The 14,915-nt window shown below is 32.6% G+C and carries 13 protein-coding genes; 6 read left to right on the top strand and 7 right to left on the bottom strand.

Annotated elements, in window-relative coordinates; genetic code table 11:
* Positions 1-4: 4 nt before the first annotated feature.
* Positions 5-1,780, top strand: a complete 1,776-nt coding sequence (locus tag ACKTST_RS11790) for a chloride channel protein (RefSeq protein ID WP_408047943.1) — start codon at positions 5-7, stop codon at positions 1,778-1,780.
* Here the strand turns inward: ACKTST_RS11790 and glpQ are convergent.
* From glpQ to ACKTST_RS11810, 4 genes are all read right to left on the bottom strand, one after another.
* Positions 1,760-2,671 carry a glycerophosphodiester phosphodiesterase gene (glpQ, locus tag ACKTST_RS11795; protein ID WP_408047944.1) on the bottom strand — a complete coding sequence of 304 codons (912 nt, stop codon included), beginning with the start codon at positions 2,669-2,671 and terminating at the stop codon, positions 1,760-1,762. The genes ACKTST_RS11790 and glpQ overlap by 21 nt on opposite strands.
* 75 nt (positions 2,672-2,746) lie before the next feature.
* On the bottom strand, positions 2,747-4,240 hold the full coding sequence (locus tag ACKTST_RS11800; protein WP_408047945.1) for a YfcC family protein: 1,494 nt from the start codon (positions 4,238-4,240) through the stop codon (positions 2,747-2,749).
* Between the two features lie 89 nt (positions 4,241-4,329).
* Positions 4,330-5,385 carry a M43 family zinc metalloprotease gene (locus ACKTST_RS11805; RefSeq protein ID WP_408047946.1) on the bottom strand — a complete coding sequence of 352 codons (1,056 nt, stop codon included), beginning with the start codon at positions 5,383-5,385 and terminating at the stop codon, positions 4,330-4,332.
* A gap of 239 nt (positions 5,386-5,624) precedes the next feature.
* Positions 5,625-6,656: a M43 family zinc metalloprotease gene (locus ACKTST_RS11810; protein WP_408047947.1), complete on the bottom strand. Its 1,032-nt coding sequence runs from the start codon at positions 6,654-6,656 to the stop codon at positions 5,625-5,627.
* A 416-nt stretch (positions 6,657-7,072) separates the two neighbouring features.
* Between ACKTST_RS11810 and ACKTST_RS11815 the strand changes: the two genes are divergently transcribed.
* Entirely contained in the window at positions 7,073-7,225 is a 153-nt protein-coding gene (locus ACKTST_RS11815; protein ID WP_408047948.1) for a hypothetical protein, read from the top strand.
* 14 nt (positions 7,226-7,239) lie between these two features.
* Positions 7,240-7,773, top strand: coding sequence for a Bax inhibitor-1/YccA family protein (locus ACKTST_RS11820; RefSeq protein ID WP_408047949.1), 534 nt, complete (start codon positions 7,240-7,242; stop codon positions 7,771-7,773).
* 62 nt (positions 7,774-7,835) lie between these two features.
* On the opposite strand, the gene ACKTST_RS11825 is transcribed toward ACKTST_RS11820, so the two are convergent.
* Positions 7,836-9,047: an aminotransferase class V-fold PLP-dependent enzyme gene (locus ACKTST_RS11825; RefSeq protein ID WP_408047950.1), complete on the bottom strand. Its 1,212-nt coding sequence runs from the start codon at positions 9,045-9,047 to the stop codon at positions 7,836-7,838.
* Positions 9,048-9,141: 94 nt separating this feature from the next.
* On the opposite strand from ACKTST_RS11825, the gene ACKTST_RS11830 reads away from it, so the two are divergent.
* Complete coding sequence (locus ACKTST_RS11830) at positions 9,142-10,467, top strand: serine hydrolase domain-containing protein (RefSeq protein WP_408047951.1); 1,326 nt, start codon at positions 9,142-9,144, stop codon at positions 10,465-10,467.
* A gap of 3 nt (positions 10,468-10,470) precedes the next feature.
* Positions 10,471-10,815 carry an SdpI family protein gene (locus tag ACKTST_RS11835; RefSeq protein ID WP_408047952.1) on the top strand — a complete coding sequence of 115 codons (345 nt, stop codon included), beginning with the start codon at positions 10,471-10,473 and terminating at the stop codon, positions 10,813-10,815.
* Here the strand turns inward: ACKTST_RS11835 and ACKTST_RS11840 are convergent, their stop codons facing one another.
* Complete coding sequence (locus tag ACKTST_RS11840) at positions 10,816-11,493, bottom strand: SCO family protein (protein WP_408047953.1); 678 nt, start codon at positions 11,491-11,493, stop codon at positions 10,816-10,818.
* Positions 11,494-11,653: 160 nt separating this feature from the next.
* Between ACKTST_RS11840 and rseP the strand changes: the two genes are divergently transcribed.
* Complete coding sequence (gene rseP / locus ACKTST_RS11845; protein WP_408047954.1) at positions 11,654-13,000, top strand: RIP metalloprotease RseP; 1,347 nt, start codon at positions 11,654-11,656, stop codon at positions 12,998-13,000.
* Between the two features lie 75 nt (positions 13,001-13,075).
* Here the strand turns inward: rseP and ACKTST_RS11850 are convergent, their stop codons facing one another.
* Complete coding sequence (locus tag ACKTST_RS11850; protein WP_408047955.1) at positions 13,076-14,884, bottom strand: GNAT family N-acyltransferase; 1,809 nt, start codon at positions 14,882-14,884, stop codon at positions 13,076-13,078.
* Between the last annotated feature and the right edge of the window lie 31 nt (positions 14,885-14,915).

The raw sequence follows: 14,915 nt of genomic DNA on the forward strand, positions 1-14,915 counted from the left end.
AAGGATGCCAAACTCAAAACAACTATTCAAAAAAATTCTTATTTGGAGATATAAACATATCTCCGAACGTCAGTTTGTATACGTATTGAGTGTATTAGTAGGTTTTTTAGCAGGTTTGGGTACATTAATCCTTAAAAACTTAACCTTCTTTTTCCACGATATTTTAGAAGGAAAATTCATTAAAGACATTCACTATTTACTATATTTTATTTTCCCAATCATCGGATTATTTTTAGTGTATTACATTAAGAAAAAAATTATAAAAAAAGAGATTGGTCATGGTATCTCAACCACCTTACATGCTATATCTAAACGAAGCGGAATTATTGAGCAGTATAAAATTTACGCCTCTTTATTAACCGCTCCAATTACGGTAGGTTTTGGAGGTTCAGCAGGATTACAAGGTCCTGCAGTAAGTACAGGAGCAGCTTTGGGTTCTGGAGTTGCTCAATTATTTCACATGAACACTAAAACACGTATGCTGTTAATTGGGTGTGCTACAGCTGGTGCAATGTCTTCAATGTTTAAAGCACCTGTAGCAGCTATTATTTTTGCAGTTGAAATATTTAGTTTAGACCTTGCTTTCGCGTCGTTAGTTCCGTTGTTACTAGCTTCGGTTTCTGCTGTGGTAACTTCTTATTTTTTCTTAGGAAAAGATGTTTTGTTAGGCTTTAAACTACAAGATGAATTTCAAATAAACGATCTGATTTTTTACGTCTTATTAGCAATCGGAACAGGAATAGCATCTGTATATTTTTCAAAAATTTATTTTACAATTACCAATTTTTTCAAACGAATAAAAAGTGATTTTCACCGACTTATTTTTGGTGGATTAGCAATAGGAATTATGCTGTTTTTTCTTCCATCTCTTTATGGTGAAGGTTATGGTTTAATTAATAATTTACTAGAAGGAAATACACAAGAAGCACTAAAAGACGCTGGGTATTCTTTAGATTTTAATAATGTTTGGACAGTGATTTCTTTTCTTCTACTAATTACTATTTTTAAAGCCATTGCCATGACTACTACTTTCGCCGCTGGTGGTGTCGGAGGTATTTTCATTCCAACTCTAGTGATGGGAAGCGCTTTAGGAAACGTGTTTGCAAAAATCATCAATCAGTTTGGCGGCAATGTTTCTGAAAGTAATTTTACCTTAATAGGGATGACAGGTCTAATGGCTGGGGTACTTCACGCTCCTTTAACAGCTATATTCCTAATTGCAGAAATAACTGGAGGTTATGAACTATTTGTTCCTTTGATGCTAGTTGCAGCCATTTCTTATGCGTTTACAAAGTATTTTGTTTCCAACTCTATTTACACCGTAGAATTGGCTGAAAAAGGAGAACTAATAACACATGATAAAGACAAAAATGTGTTGATGATGTTGCAAATACATAAGCTCATCGAGAAAAATTTTAAACCTATTCACCCTGATATGACTTTAGGTGAAATGTTGAAAGGAGCCGTAGCTAAATCATCTAGAAATATATTTCCAGTATTAGATAAAGAGAAACACTTTTTAGGAATTGTGCTACTAGATGATATTCGTCCATTAATGTTTGAGCAAGAGATGTACGATAAACTTACAATTCAAGTACTAATGAAAAGTGCGCCAGCTATTATTTTTCATAACGATTCTACCGAGCAAGTAATGCAAAAATTTAAAGAAAGTGGTGCATGGAATTTACCTGTGGTAAAAGATAAAAAGTATGTAGGTTTTATCTCAAAATCAAAATTGCTTTCTGCTTACCGAACTAAATTAATTGAGGTTACGGTTTAAAAAATCTACCATTTTATCAGGAAAATCGGTAAAAGCTCCGTCGATATTTGCTTCAAAAAACAATACCTGCATCATTTCTTCAAAAGTAGAAAATTCATCTAACTGATCAGCTCTAAAGGTATACGGATGCACTTGTAATCCTAATTTATGAGCATCCTCAACTAGTGAGGTAAAAGTGAACTCCCCTTCAACCTTACTCGATACAATTTGTTTGTACCAAGGTCCTATTCCGTTGGCGTAGGTAGCATAATAATCGAGTTGTGTTGTTTCTTCAGGAAACTCAATTAATTGCACTAAAAATAACTCAGACTTCAATTCTTTTCGAACTCGTTCCAATTCCTTTGCGTCAAAACATTGAAAAATGCACTTGTCTTTTTGAGTTTTGTAGCCATAATTCGATAAAATATCTAACGTAATTTTAGCAATGTCTTTTCCGTGTTGATGATGAAATGCTGGGTTTTTTATTTCAGGATAAATTCCAATATTTTTTCCTGTAGAAAAGTTTAATCCTTGAATCATTTCTATTTCTTGCTGAAGAGAATGCAACTTAAAATTACCTTTCCCTTTTGGAAAACGTTTTGGATAAAACTGCTTTCCTGTTTTAGGATTAAAACGCTCGGTAACTTGAAGTTTTTGCAATTCTTCAAATGTAAAATCTATCACATAAAAACGACCATCTTCTCTTTTTCTATCAGGAAAAACTTCCGCTACATTGGTAACATCGTCTAGCTCTATATCATGAATTACAATTGGAACATTGTCTTTGCTCAATACTAAATCTTGCTCAATATAATCAGGGTTCATAGCATAGGCCATTGCTTTGGCTTCCATAGTATGTTCTGGTAAATATCCTGATGCTCCACGATGAGCAATCACAATTTTCTTATTCATTTTTGTTGATTTTTTTACAGGTGTACATCCGAAGAAAAATATTAAAAAAAGAAAAACACTAACCTGTTTCATCAATTACAGATATACTTGAGCTGTTAAAACTATCATAGTAAATACAGTTAAAATAATTACCAACGGAATTACAAATTTTAACCATTTATCATATCCTACTTTTACAATTGCCAAGGATGCTAAAATTAGCCCTGTTGGGTTGATAAAAGCAAACAATCCCATTCCGTATTGATACGCGTTTACAATCACTTCTCTACCTACTCCAACAGTGTCAGCTAACGGCGACATAATTGGCATAGTCAACACCGCCATACCCGATGAACTTGGAATAAAAAAAGACAACCCAGAATAAATAAACAACATAACATTTGCAAAAATTCCTTTTGGCATGCCTGTAGTAAACTCACTTGCGTGTTGTAAAATAGTGTCACTAATCAACCCTTGTTCCATTAATACTGAAACCCCACGTGCTATACCAATAATAAACGCAACACCTAATAAATCGCTAGCTCCTTTAATAAAAGTATTTACAAAGTTTTCTTCTTTCATTTTAGCTAAAAAACCTATAAGTATCGCCCCTATTAAAAACACAACTGTCATCTCTTCAAACCACCATCCTAATCGAGAAACACCATAAATCATAACAACGAAACACATTGCAAAAACTGTTAATATTACGCGTAATCTACCAGTTAAAGTATGTGTATTAGATGTTGAACTACCAAAAAGACCTTCTATCATTTCTTTTTGATCATAAATAATTGATTTTGTGGGGTCTTTTTGAACTTTATTTGCATAACGAAGAATGTAAATTACACAAATCACAATTCCTCCAATCAGCATTAATAATCTGCCTGTAAAGCCTGTCGTCCAATTAATCCCTGCTGCATCAGAAGCTATAATTACACTAAACGGGTTTACTGTTGAGCACATTGTTCCTATAGATGAACCTATATAAATACAAGCTAAAGCCACAATAGCATCATATTTAGCTGCTAAAAATATGGGTATAAGAATTGGATAAAAAGCTATTGTTTCTTCTGCTAATCCAAAAGTAGTACCTCCAATAGCTACCAACGTTGTAACAACAAAAATTAACCAGTACTCTTTTCCTTTTAATGTTTTTGCTAACCAAGCAATACCTGCATCAAAAGCACCTGTAAAATTCATTACACCTATAATCCCCCCTAAAATCAATACAAATAAAATAATATCTGATGATTGAATAATTCCTTTAATAGGCGATTTGAAAAAATCTAAAAAACCTTGAGGTTTCGGGTCTAGTTTAGTATATGTACCTGGTACGCTAATGGGTTTTCCGATATCTCCATTGGTGAATTTTTCTAGCGGAATTTTTACTCCTAATTCTTCAAGTGTTTCTTGAGTAGCTGGAATAAACTTTTCTTCTTCTAAATGTTTATATATAAAAGAATTTGATGATTCTTGGTATTGCAATGTATCAAACTTACCTGCTGACACAAACCAAGTTAAAATAGCTACAAAACCTGCTATTAATAGTAAAATTGAGTGCGGTGTTGGGAATTTAATTTTCTTCAAGGTTTTTCAAATTTATTTCTGTTATAAAAATAGAAAAAAGCCAAGAGATTTAAATCTCTTGGCTTCATAATCTTAAAAACTATTCTAATTTAATTAATCATAGATGATCTAACACCACCAGGTTGAAAGATTGCTCTCATTCTGTTACGCTGACCATCTGTGAACATATACATACATGCATCATCAGTATAATCCATATAGTTCATTGTCATATCAGCAGATTTACAGCTAACATCTGGATAAGAAGGACAACCATAATTTGCCGCATCAGAAGCTGGAGTGTCTTCCACAAAATCGTCTTGACGACATCTTCCATCACCCCAAATATGACGTAAATTTAAATAGTGTCCTATCTCGTGAGTTAACGTTCTTCCTTGGTTATATGGTGCTGCATTCCCTCCAGGTAAAGTTCCTGGTAAAATTACCACACCATCTGTTGAAGAGTTTCCACCAGGGAATTGCGCATACCCTAAAATTCCACCTCCAATATTACATACCCAAATATTTAAATGAGTTTCTGGAGTAATTGGTGGATACGCAGATTTTACAGCATTATTAGTTCCCCAAGAAGATCTAGAGTCATTATATCTAAATGTACCCGCTAATGTAAATGTGATTTCCGTGTTTGTAGCATCGTTTATAAAGTCTGTTGCCCCAGAAGGTAATTGATTTGTATTTGGGCTTGTAAAATCGCTATTAATCACATTCATTTGTGATTGAACATCGGAGTTAGACACATCGCTTGCATTTGGCATCACAATATGAAAATATACAGGGATTGATATATTCAATCCATCATCAATTGGCAATACATCAACATCTCCATCTCCTCCATTATTTCCTCCACCGCCTCCTCCAGGAGTACCATCGGGTTTTTTACCGTTTAAAAACTTTCTTGTTGCATATTCAATGTCGTACATTTTTTTATACAAGCCTGGGTTTTCTTTTAGTTGTTGATTTAAAACCCTCATTGAATGGCATTTGTCTGAATCGACACCCTTGCCTAATGTTTGATCAGTTTCTACATAAAAGTCACTCATATCTACAGCAACTTCTTGTGTAATTTCTTCATTACTTTTTTCTTCATTCTGACAACCGATTAATAGACCTGCAACCACAGCAAGCCCTAGAAAAATTTTCTTCATTTTTTAAAATTTAAAAGTTAGTTAATTGTTTTTGTAAAATTTTCATTTTATAGCTAACTAATATATAAATAATAAAAGCATGTAAAAAGGGGAAAACAACTGATAACCAAATAAATAAAGACCTTAAGTTTAAAAAACCAACATATCTAAATAAAAAAGCCAAGAGATTTAATCTCTTGGCTTCATAATAATTATTATAATTATTGAGAACGTCTTTTAAAAAAAGACTATTGGTTTTCTTAGTTTAACATAGAAGATCTAGCACCACCAGAAGCGAATAAAGCTCTCATTCTGTTACGTTGACCATCAGTAAACATATACATACAAGAATCGTTTGTATAATCCATGTAGTTCATAGTCATGTCAGCAGATTTACAGCTAACGTCTGGGAATGTAGGACATCCGTAGTTTGAAGCATCAGAAGATGGAGTATCAGCTACGAAATCGTCTTGACGACATCTTCCGTCTCCCCAAATGTGACGTAAGTTTAAGTAGTGACCAACTTCGTGAGTTGCAGTTCTACCTAAGTTATAAGGAGCTGAATTACCACCTGGTAAAGTTCCAGTTAATAATACTACACCATCAGTAGCAGAGTTACCACCTGGGAATTGAGCATATCCTAAGATACCTCCACCTATTTCACACACCCAAATGTTTAAGTGAGTTGAAGGAGTAATTGGAGGGTAAGCAGCTTTTACAGCATCGTTAGTTCCCCAAGAAGATCTAGAATCGTTATGTCTAAAAGTTCCTGCTAATGTAAATTGAATTCCTGTGTTAGTTGCATCGTTGATAAAGTCAGAAGCACCTGAAGGTAATTGATTAGTGTTAGGACTACTAAAATCATCATTTAACACATTCATTTGTGCTTGAATTTGTGAATTTGAAACACTATTAGCGTCTGGTAAAACAACGTGTACATATACTGGAATATTGATAGTTCCTAATCCATCTTCGATTGGTAATACATCAACATCTCCTGATCCTCCTGTGTTACCTCCTGGTTTACCCTTAGCAGTTGTTAGTTTTCTTGTAGCATACTCAATATCATACATTTTCTTGTATAATCCTGGGTTTTCTTTTACTTGTCTGTTTAAAACTCTCATAGAGTGACATTGCTCAGATCCTCCTTTTGATGCAGACTCTTCAGTCTCTACATAGAAGTCGCTCATGTCTACTGCTTCTTGAGCTTGGATTGTTTCGTCTTTAGCGTTTTCTTGACATCCTACTAAAACAGATGCTGCTACAGCTAGTGTTAAAAAAATTCTTTTCATGTTGTGAAAAATTAAAAAAATTAGTTAATCAATAAATAACCCCTTATTTAAGGTTATAAAACTTTGCTAAAAAACTTAGGATAACAGTTTCGTTAATGAAGGTGTTAAACAATTGTTATTTTGATAACAATCTGAAGGGTTTTTTAACGATTCGCAATATATAACTTTTTTTTAATGACAAAAAAAAGTTAACAAAAAGTTAAAACCTTAGTGTTTATCACTTCTAAGCTGTCTTTTTTGGCTAAAATTAGAATGTTAAATTTTAACAAAACAGTTAACAAAACGTCAATTTTAAACACTTTTGTCAAAATAGTCTGCAATTTTAATGTTTGAAAATTGTGATTTTAACAATACCTAAACATCAAACTAAAAGAACATCAAAAAACTATATATTTACCAAAACTTAAAAATTAATTATGGAAAACTCATTTAACTCAAAAGTACTTGTTGCACAAGTTTCTGAAACCGACAAAATTGCTTTTTACAAAAAAACATACGCACACGTAGCTGGCGGTGTATTCTTATTTATTTTATTTGAATATCTTTTTTACAAAGTGTCACTATTGTAGAGTTTGCTTTATCTATGACACAAGGTTATAAATGGTTATTACTATTAGGTGGTTTTATGTTGATAACAAATTACGCTGAAAGCACCGCTTTAAAAACATCTGATAAAAACCTACAATATTTAGCTTATACTGGTTATATTTTTGCAGAAGCTTTTATTTTTATTCCGTTAATATACATCGCTATTACTTATACTAATAACTTTGACATTATTAAACAAGCAGGTATTGTTACTATCGGGTTATTTGCAGGAATCTCATCTATTGTATTTATTACTAAAAAAGATTTTTCATTTATTAGAGCAGGATTATCAGTTGGCTTTTTTATTGCTATCGGATTAATAATTGCTGGAACTTTATTCGAATTTAATTTAGGATTATGGTTCTCTGTTGGAATGTGTGTTTTAGCTGCAGGATCTATTTTATACCAAACTTCTAATTTAGTTCATAAATTTTCTACGGATGATTATATTCCTGCCGCATTAGGGTTGTTTGCTTCTTTAATGCTACTATTCTGGTATGTTTTACAAATATTTATGTCGAGAGACTAAAAAATCATATAAATAGAAAAGCCTCCATATGGAGGCTTTTTTATAAAAATATATTGTGTGATTTAACTCAACATCATTTTAGCTTTCTTAACAGCATTGATCAATACATCAACTTCTTCCTTGGTGTTATAAAAAGAAAAAGATGCTCTAACTGTTCCTGGAATACAATAAAACTCCATAATAGGTTGTGCACAATGATGACCTGTACGAACAGCTACCCCTAATTTATCTAAAATAGCGCCAACATCATACGGATGAATTCCTTCTAAATTAAAAGAGATAACAGAAGTTTTATTAGTTGTTCCGTAGATTTTTAATCCTTCTATTTTTTCTAATTCTTGTGTTGCATATGATAATAGCTCGTTTTCTTGTTTTTCAATATTTTCAAAACCTACAGAGTTCATATAATCTACAGCAGCTCCAAAAGCGATCCCTCCACAAATATTAGGGGTTCCTGCTTCAAACTTATGTGGTAAACCTGCGTAGGTGGTTTTTTCAAACGTAACCGTTTCAATCATTTCTCCCCCTCCTTGATAAGGCGGTAATAATTGTAGCAATTCTTCTTTACCATATAACATTCCAACTCCAGTTGGCCCACACATTTTATGTGCTGAGGCTACATAAAAATCAGCATCTAATGCCTGAACATCTGGCTTTATATGTGGAACCGCTTGCGCACCATCAATTAAAACATAGGCTCCAAATTTATGAGCTGCATGAATAATTTCTTTTACTGGATTGATTGTTCCCAAAGCATTTGACACATGATTACAAAAAACCAATTTCGTTTTTGGGTTTAATAATTCATGATAAATATCCATACGTAAAGAACCATCTTCATCCATCGGAATTACCTTTAAAACCGCGCCTGTTTTTTCACACAACATTTGCCAAGGCACAATGTTAGAATGATGCTCTAAAGCAGAAACAATCACCTCATCTCCTTCGTTTAAAATTGCCGAAAAACCTGAGGCTACAATATTAATTCCGTGTGTTGTTCCAGAGGTTAAAATGATTTCATATGAATGTTTTGCATTAAAATGCTGCTGAATTTTAATTCGTGCTTCCTCGTATTTATCGGTAGCTTCTTGGCTAAGAGTATGCACACCTCTATGAATATTCGCATTGTAATTAGAATAATAATCAACAATTGTATCAATTACTACTTGTGGTGTTTGTGAAGTTGCTCCGTTGTCTAAATACACTAATTTTTTTCCGTGTATTTCTCTATTTAAAATTGGAAAATCAGCTCGAATTTTATCTACAGTAAACATATAAAAATCAAAATTTAAGGCAAAGGTAGGGCTTGCAATTCAAATACGAATACCAAACAATTAAATTCTTACATTTGTTAAAAAAGAGTTCCTCATGAAAATTTTAAAAAGAACACTTTTACTTGTTTTAATAGCGTTAACTATTGCTATTTACTACAACTACCCAAAACTGAATATCCTTGCAGGGTATTCAGCAAAAAATACTGCTTCATCTGTTTTTCTTGCTGAAAGAAGCTTGGAGTTTACCGATACTAATGACAATAATTTTTCACCAATCAATTTAACTTCTGATGAAATTAACGCAGGAGAAAAGTCTGCAACAGGTTCGGTTTATGGTTTGTTAAAAAGGAAAGCAATTTACAGAGAAGGCTTGGGTGCTGTTTTAGTTACAGATGATTTTGATACTTCAAAACCTCAACTTACTCCGAAACGTTCAAAAGCTGATAATACAACTCCATTTCCTTATGGAAATGCAGATCATAAAGACACAATTTTCAGCAATATTGATTATAAAAAACTGAAAGAAACTATTGATACTATTTTCAATAGTAGAAATCAGACTCGTTCTGTTCTTGTTGTTTATAAAGACAAGATAGTTTTTGAAAAATACGATGCTGGATTCACCAAAGAATCAAAACAATTGGGATGGTCTATGACTAAAAGTATTACGAGTACTTTATTTGGAATTTTAAATTGTCAGAGAAAAATCAATTTTCAACAAGACAATTTATTTCCAGAATGGGAAAATGATGATCGTAAGAATATCACCATTCATAATTTATTGCAAATGAATTCTGGTTTGGAGTGGGAAGAAGATTACAACACGATTTCTGATGCAACCAAAATGTTGTTTTTAGAAAAAGACATGACCAAAGTTCAAGTAAACAAACCTTTAATAGGAAAACCCAACGAATCTTGGAACTATTCTTCTGGAACCACCAATTTGCTATCAGGTATTTTACGTTCGCAATTTGATACGCATCAAGAGTATTTAGATTTTTGGTATGAAGCGTTGATTGATAAAATTGGAATGAACTCTATGATTATTGAAACTGATATGAGTAATCACTACGTTGGTTCTTCATACGCATGGGCTACAGCAAGAGATTGGGCGAAACTAGGTTTATTATACCTTCATAATGGTGAATGGAACGGAGAACATTTGTTCGACCAAGATTGGGTAACTTATGCTACGACACCTACCCCAACTTCTGATGGCTGGTATGGTGCTCAAATTTGGTTAAATGCAGGAAGCAGATATCCTGATGCTCCAAAAAATATGTATTCTTTTAATGGTTATAAAGGTCAAAATGTATTTATTTTGCCAGATCAAGATTTAGTAGTGGTTCGCACAGGACTTACCAAAAATGCTGATATGAACACCTTACTAAAAGGAATACTAGAATCTATTAAAAATTAAACCATGAATCCTTTTTATTACGTGCTTTCTGTAAACGGAATGCTTTTCTTTTTTAGCCTTATTTTTTATTTCTTTCCACCTAAGAAAATAAATGCTATTTATGGTTACAGAACCAATAAAACCATGAAAAATGAAACAATTTGGCATTTTGCAAATTCATTTTTTACAAAGCAATTCTTAATTTATTCAGCTATTTCTTTAGTTGCAGTCTTAGTTTTAGCTTTTTTATCTAAAGAACTAACATGGCAACCTATGGCAATCATGCTACTTTCATTGGCTGTATCAGTAATTAAAACGGAGCAAGAAATTAACAAGAACTTTGATGAAGACGGAAAGAAGTTAAAGTAATTATTTAGCGTATTCTTCTTTCAACAAAGTAATGTCATCAATAATTTTTTGCATGTTTTCTTTTTTGGTTCCGTCATAAGAACCTCTAATGCGACCTTCTTTGTCTATTAACACAAAGTTTTCGGTGTGAACCCAATCGTTCTCACCTCCGTCACCTTCGTCTAAAACAGCAAAATAATGTTTACGTGCTAAATTGTAAATGTGCTTTTTATCTCCTGTGGTAACATTCCATTTTCCATCGATTACTCCTTTTTCATCAGCATATTTACGTAATTGAGGAACGCTGTCCATCACCGGAGTTACCGAATGCGATAAAAACATAATATCATCGTCATTCTTATAATGCTCTTGGAGTTCGCTCATATTATACGCCATGGCAATACAAATTGTTTGACAGCGTGTAAAAAAGAAATCAGCTATATATATTTTATCTTTATAATCAGCATTTGTTATCGTATCTCCATTCTGATTTATCAACCTAAAATCTCCTATTTTATGATTCTTTGTTTTATTTCTTATAGAAGCATCTACCAATTTCGGATTAATATCAGCAGGATTATAAATAGGTAGTTTAGTATCCACTTTTACCAAATGATAAAACACCGGAATTCCAACAGCGCAAAAAACAATGATAAAAATTAGGGTGCTTTTAGATTTTTTAAAGAAATTAAGATCCACAGTACATAAATTTTATGCAAAAATACGACTAAAAACAAGGTTTGTAAACCGCTAGCGTAAAAACTTTGTTAAAACAAACCGCCAACTAAGGTGCAAACTTTTAGAACTGTACTGAAAAACGTACATTTGTCAGATTTTAAATTTTAGACAAAACCCTTTTATGGAAATTTTAATAAAAGCATCTCAATTTATTTTAAGCTTATCGCTCTTAATCGTATTGCATGAATTAGGGCATTTTATTCCTGCTAAATTATTTAAAACACGTGTAGAAAAATTCTACCTATTTTTCGATTATAAGTTTTCATTATTTAAAAAGAAAATAGGCGAAACAGTTTACGGTATTGGTTGGATTCCGTTAGGAGGTTATGTAAAAATTGCGGGTATGATTGACGAAAGTATGGATACCGAGCAAATGAAACAACCTGCACAACCTTGGGAATTCCGATCTAAACCTGCGTGGCAACGTTTAATTATTATGTTAGGTGGAGTTTTTGTAAACTTTGTGCTTGGTATTTTAATTTACATCTGTTTAATGTGGGCGTATGGTGAAAAATATTTACCAAACGAAAGTTTAAAAGATGGAGTTTGGGTACAAGACCAGTTAGGAAAAGATTTAGGCTTAGAAACTGGAGATAAAATTTTAACTATTGATGGTGAAAAAGTTGAAAAGTTTGGTGAATTACCTTTAGAATTCATCAACGGAAATAAATATACTATTGAAAGAAATGGAGCTGTTATTGAAAAAGACATTCCTACAGATTTCATTTCTAAATTAGTTGATAGAGGTAGAGACATTGGTCCTTTCATTACTTACAGACAGCCTTTTGTTATCGGTCAAATTCCTGATGACTCACCAAATAGTAAAAGCGGTTTACAAAAGAAAGATATTGTAAAAGCTATAAATGGTACTCCTGTAAGCTATTTTGACCAAGTTCAATCTGTTTTAGAAAATAACAAAGGACAAGAAATTAGCCTTACTATTTTAAGAAACAATCAAAACATAACATTTCCTGTAAAAGTTACAGAAGAAGGAAAACTAGGAGCTTATGCGACTAATTTACCTTTAACCGATTTAGAAAAATTAGGGTACTATACATTAGCAGAAAAAAGTTATTCTTTTGGTGAAGCTATTCCTGCTGGTACTAATAAAGCTTGGACCACTTTAACGAACTACATTAAGCAAATGAAAAAGATTTTAAATCCGAGTACAGGCGCTTATAAAGGTTTAGGAGGGTTTATTTCTATCGGAAGTATTTTCCCATCAGAATTTAGTTGGTACACTTTCTGGAACATTACTGCATTCTTATCAATCATGTTAGGATTTATGAATTTATTACCAATTCCTGCGTTAGACGGTGGTCACGTAGTATTTACCTTATGGGAAATGATTACAGGTAAAAAACCAGGAGATAAATTCTTAGAATATGCGCAAATAACAGGGTTTATCTTATTAATTGCATTGTTACTATTTGCCAACGGAAACGATATTTTTAGGTTATTCAAATAATCTAAAAACTAAATAAAAACAAAAAAGCATCGTACTTAGTACGATGCTTTTTTATTAGCTAATATTTATAATAAATTACTTATTTAAATTTTCTGCTGCACGACGTTCTAATTCTTCCTGAAATTCTTCCATAACAGGTTTTACAGTGCTTTCGGGTATATCAGCAACCTTAATATACATTAATCCGTCAATTGCGTTGTTAAACTTCGGATCTACATTAAAAGCTACCAAACGTGCATTTTGTTTTACATACTTTTTAATTAAAACCGGAATACGTAATTCACCAGGTTCTAGTTCATCAATAATTTTATCAAACTTTTGCATATCAGCTTCAGTAGCATCAAATACAAAATCTTTATCTGCATCTTTTAGTTTTACTTTAAATTCTTTCTTCGGATGAATGTATTGCGCCACATACGGATCGTAATAATGCGACTTCATAAACTCAATCATCAACGATTTAGAAAACTCAGAAAATTGATTACTAATACTAACTCCGCCCATTAAATATTTATGCTCAGGATAGCGTAGCGTAACGTGCACAATACCTTTCCATAGCAAGAAAAGAGGCATTGGTTTTTGTTGGTATTCTTTGATGATAAAAGCACGTCCCATTTCGATGGTTTTTTCCATCATTGGATTTAATTCTGGCTCCACTCTAAACAAAGTTTGAATATAAAAACCATTGATTCCGTACTTCTTAAAAATTTCTTTCCCCAAGCCCATTCTATAGGCTCCAACCAACTTTTTTTGATCGTTATCCCATAAAAACAAATGGTGGTAATACTTGTCAAACTTGTCTAAATCTATTGACTTATTTGTTCCTTCACCTACTTCTCTAAAGGTAATTTCACGTAAACGACCTATTTCATGTAAAATATTTGGTATTTCTTTCGCTGTAGCAAAAAACACTTCGTAATTCTTACTTTCTAAAAGTCTGCTTCCTTTTTCTCGTAAAGCATCCACCTCTTTCACAAATAATTCTGGAGACTTTTGCGAAATGATATTTTTAGCTTTCTTCGGAATTTTAAGGTTTTGTGTTGACAATATTTTTTGAGCTCCTTTCTCAAACGGATTTGCCAACATATAGGTTTTTCTACGTAAGAACTGATAAAAATCTGGAATTTCAGCATACGAATCTTGATCTTTTACAGAAATCGGTTTTCCAATTCTTACCTTAATAACTCTATGCTTTTGTGATAATAATTCCGAAGGTAATTTTGCTGTTCTTAATGTATCGCTAATTCTTGAAAGCGTATAAAACAGCTTGCTGTTTTTAGCATGAAAATAAATTGGAATTACTGGAACCTTTGCTTTTTTTATTAATCTAACTGCTCCTTGTTCCCATTCTTTATCAACCATTAATTTACCATCACGATAGGTCGAAACTTCTCCTGCTGGAAAAATCCCTAATGGTTTTCCTTCTCGTATGTGTGATAATGCACTTTTAATACCTGCAACACTCGATTTTGCATCCTTATGATTTTCAAAAGGATTTACGGGCATTACATATGGTTTTAAAGGCTCAATTCTATGTAATAAGAAATTTGCGATTATTTTATAATCGGTTCTATGCTCTAATAGTAGTTTTAGCAATAAAATACCATCTATACCTCCTAGTGGGTGATTAGAAATGGTAATAAATGGTCCTTCTTTAGGAATACGCTTTAAATCTTCTTCTGGTATTTCAAATTCTATTTGAAACTCATCAAGCAAACCGTTCAAAAAAGGCAAATCTTTTTTGTGTTTGTGCTTGTTGTAAACTTCATTAGCTGTAGAAATTCGCAAAACTTTCATCAGCAACCAACCTGAAAACGTCCCGAAAACTCCGAACTTATCAGTCCCAATCGCTTTTGCAACTTCCTTAGGTGTTACTAATCCCATAAACAGTTATCAATTGACATAACTGCAAATA

This window comes from Tenacibaculum crassostreae, assembly GCF_964512405.1.
Lineage (GTDB): Bacteria > Bacteroidota > Bacteroidia > Flavobacteriales > Flavobacteriaceae > Polaribacter > Polaribacter crassostreae.

Excerpts from the sequence above, each read along its gene's own strand:
- ACKTST_RS11790 (WP_408047943.1), top strand. The coding sequence starts at position 5 with ATGCCAAACTCAAAACAACTATTCAAAAAAATTCTTATTTGGAGATAT.
- glpQ (WP_408047944.1), bottom strand. The coding sequence starts at position 2,671 with ATGAATAAGAAAATTGTGATTGCTCATCGTGGAGCATCAGGATATTTA.
- ACKTST_RS11805 (WP_408047946.1), bottom strand. The coding sequence starts at position 5,385 with ATGAAGAAAATTTTTCTAGGGCTTGCTGTGGTTGCAGGTCTATTAATC.
- ACKTST_RS11810 (WP_408047947.1), bottom strand. The coding sequence starts at position 6,656 with ATGAAAAGAATTTTTTTAACACTAGCTGTAGCAGCATCTGTTTTAGTA.
- ACKTST_RS11815 (WP_408047948.1), top strand. The coding sequence starts at position 7,073 with ATGGAAAACTCATTTAACTCAAAAGTACTTGTTGCACAAGTTTCTGAA.
- ACKTST_RS11820 (WP_408047949.1), top strand. The coding sequence starts at position 7,240 with ATGACACAAGGTTATAAATGGTTATTACTATTAGGTGGTTTTATGTTG.
- ACKTST_RS11825 (WP_408047950.1), bottom strand. The coding sequence starts at position 9,047 with ATGTTTACTGTAGATAAAATTCGAGCTGATTTTCCAATTTTAAATAGA.
- ACKTST_RS11830 (WP_408047951.1), top strand. The coding sequence starts at position 9,142 with ATGAAAATTTTAAAAAGAACACTTTTACTTGTTTTAATAGCGTTAACT.
- ACKTST_RS11835 (WP_408047952.1), top strand. The coding sequence starts at position 10,471 with ATGAATCCTTTTTATTACGTGCTTTCTGTAAACGGAATGCTTTTCTTT.
- rseP (WP_408047954.1), top strand. The coding sequence starts at position 11,654 with ATGGAAATTTTAATAAAAGCATCTCAATTTATTTTAAGCTTATCGCTC.
- ACKTST_RS11850 (WP_408047955.1), bottom strand. The coding sequence starts at position 14,884 with ATGGGATTAGTAACACCTAAGGAAGTTGCAAAAGCGATTGGGACTGAT.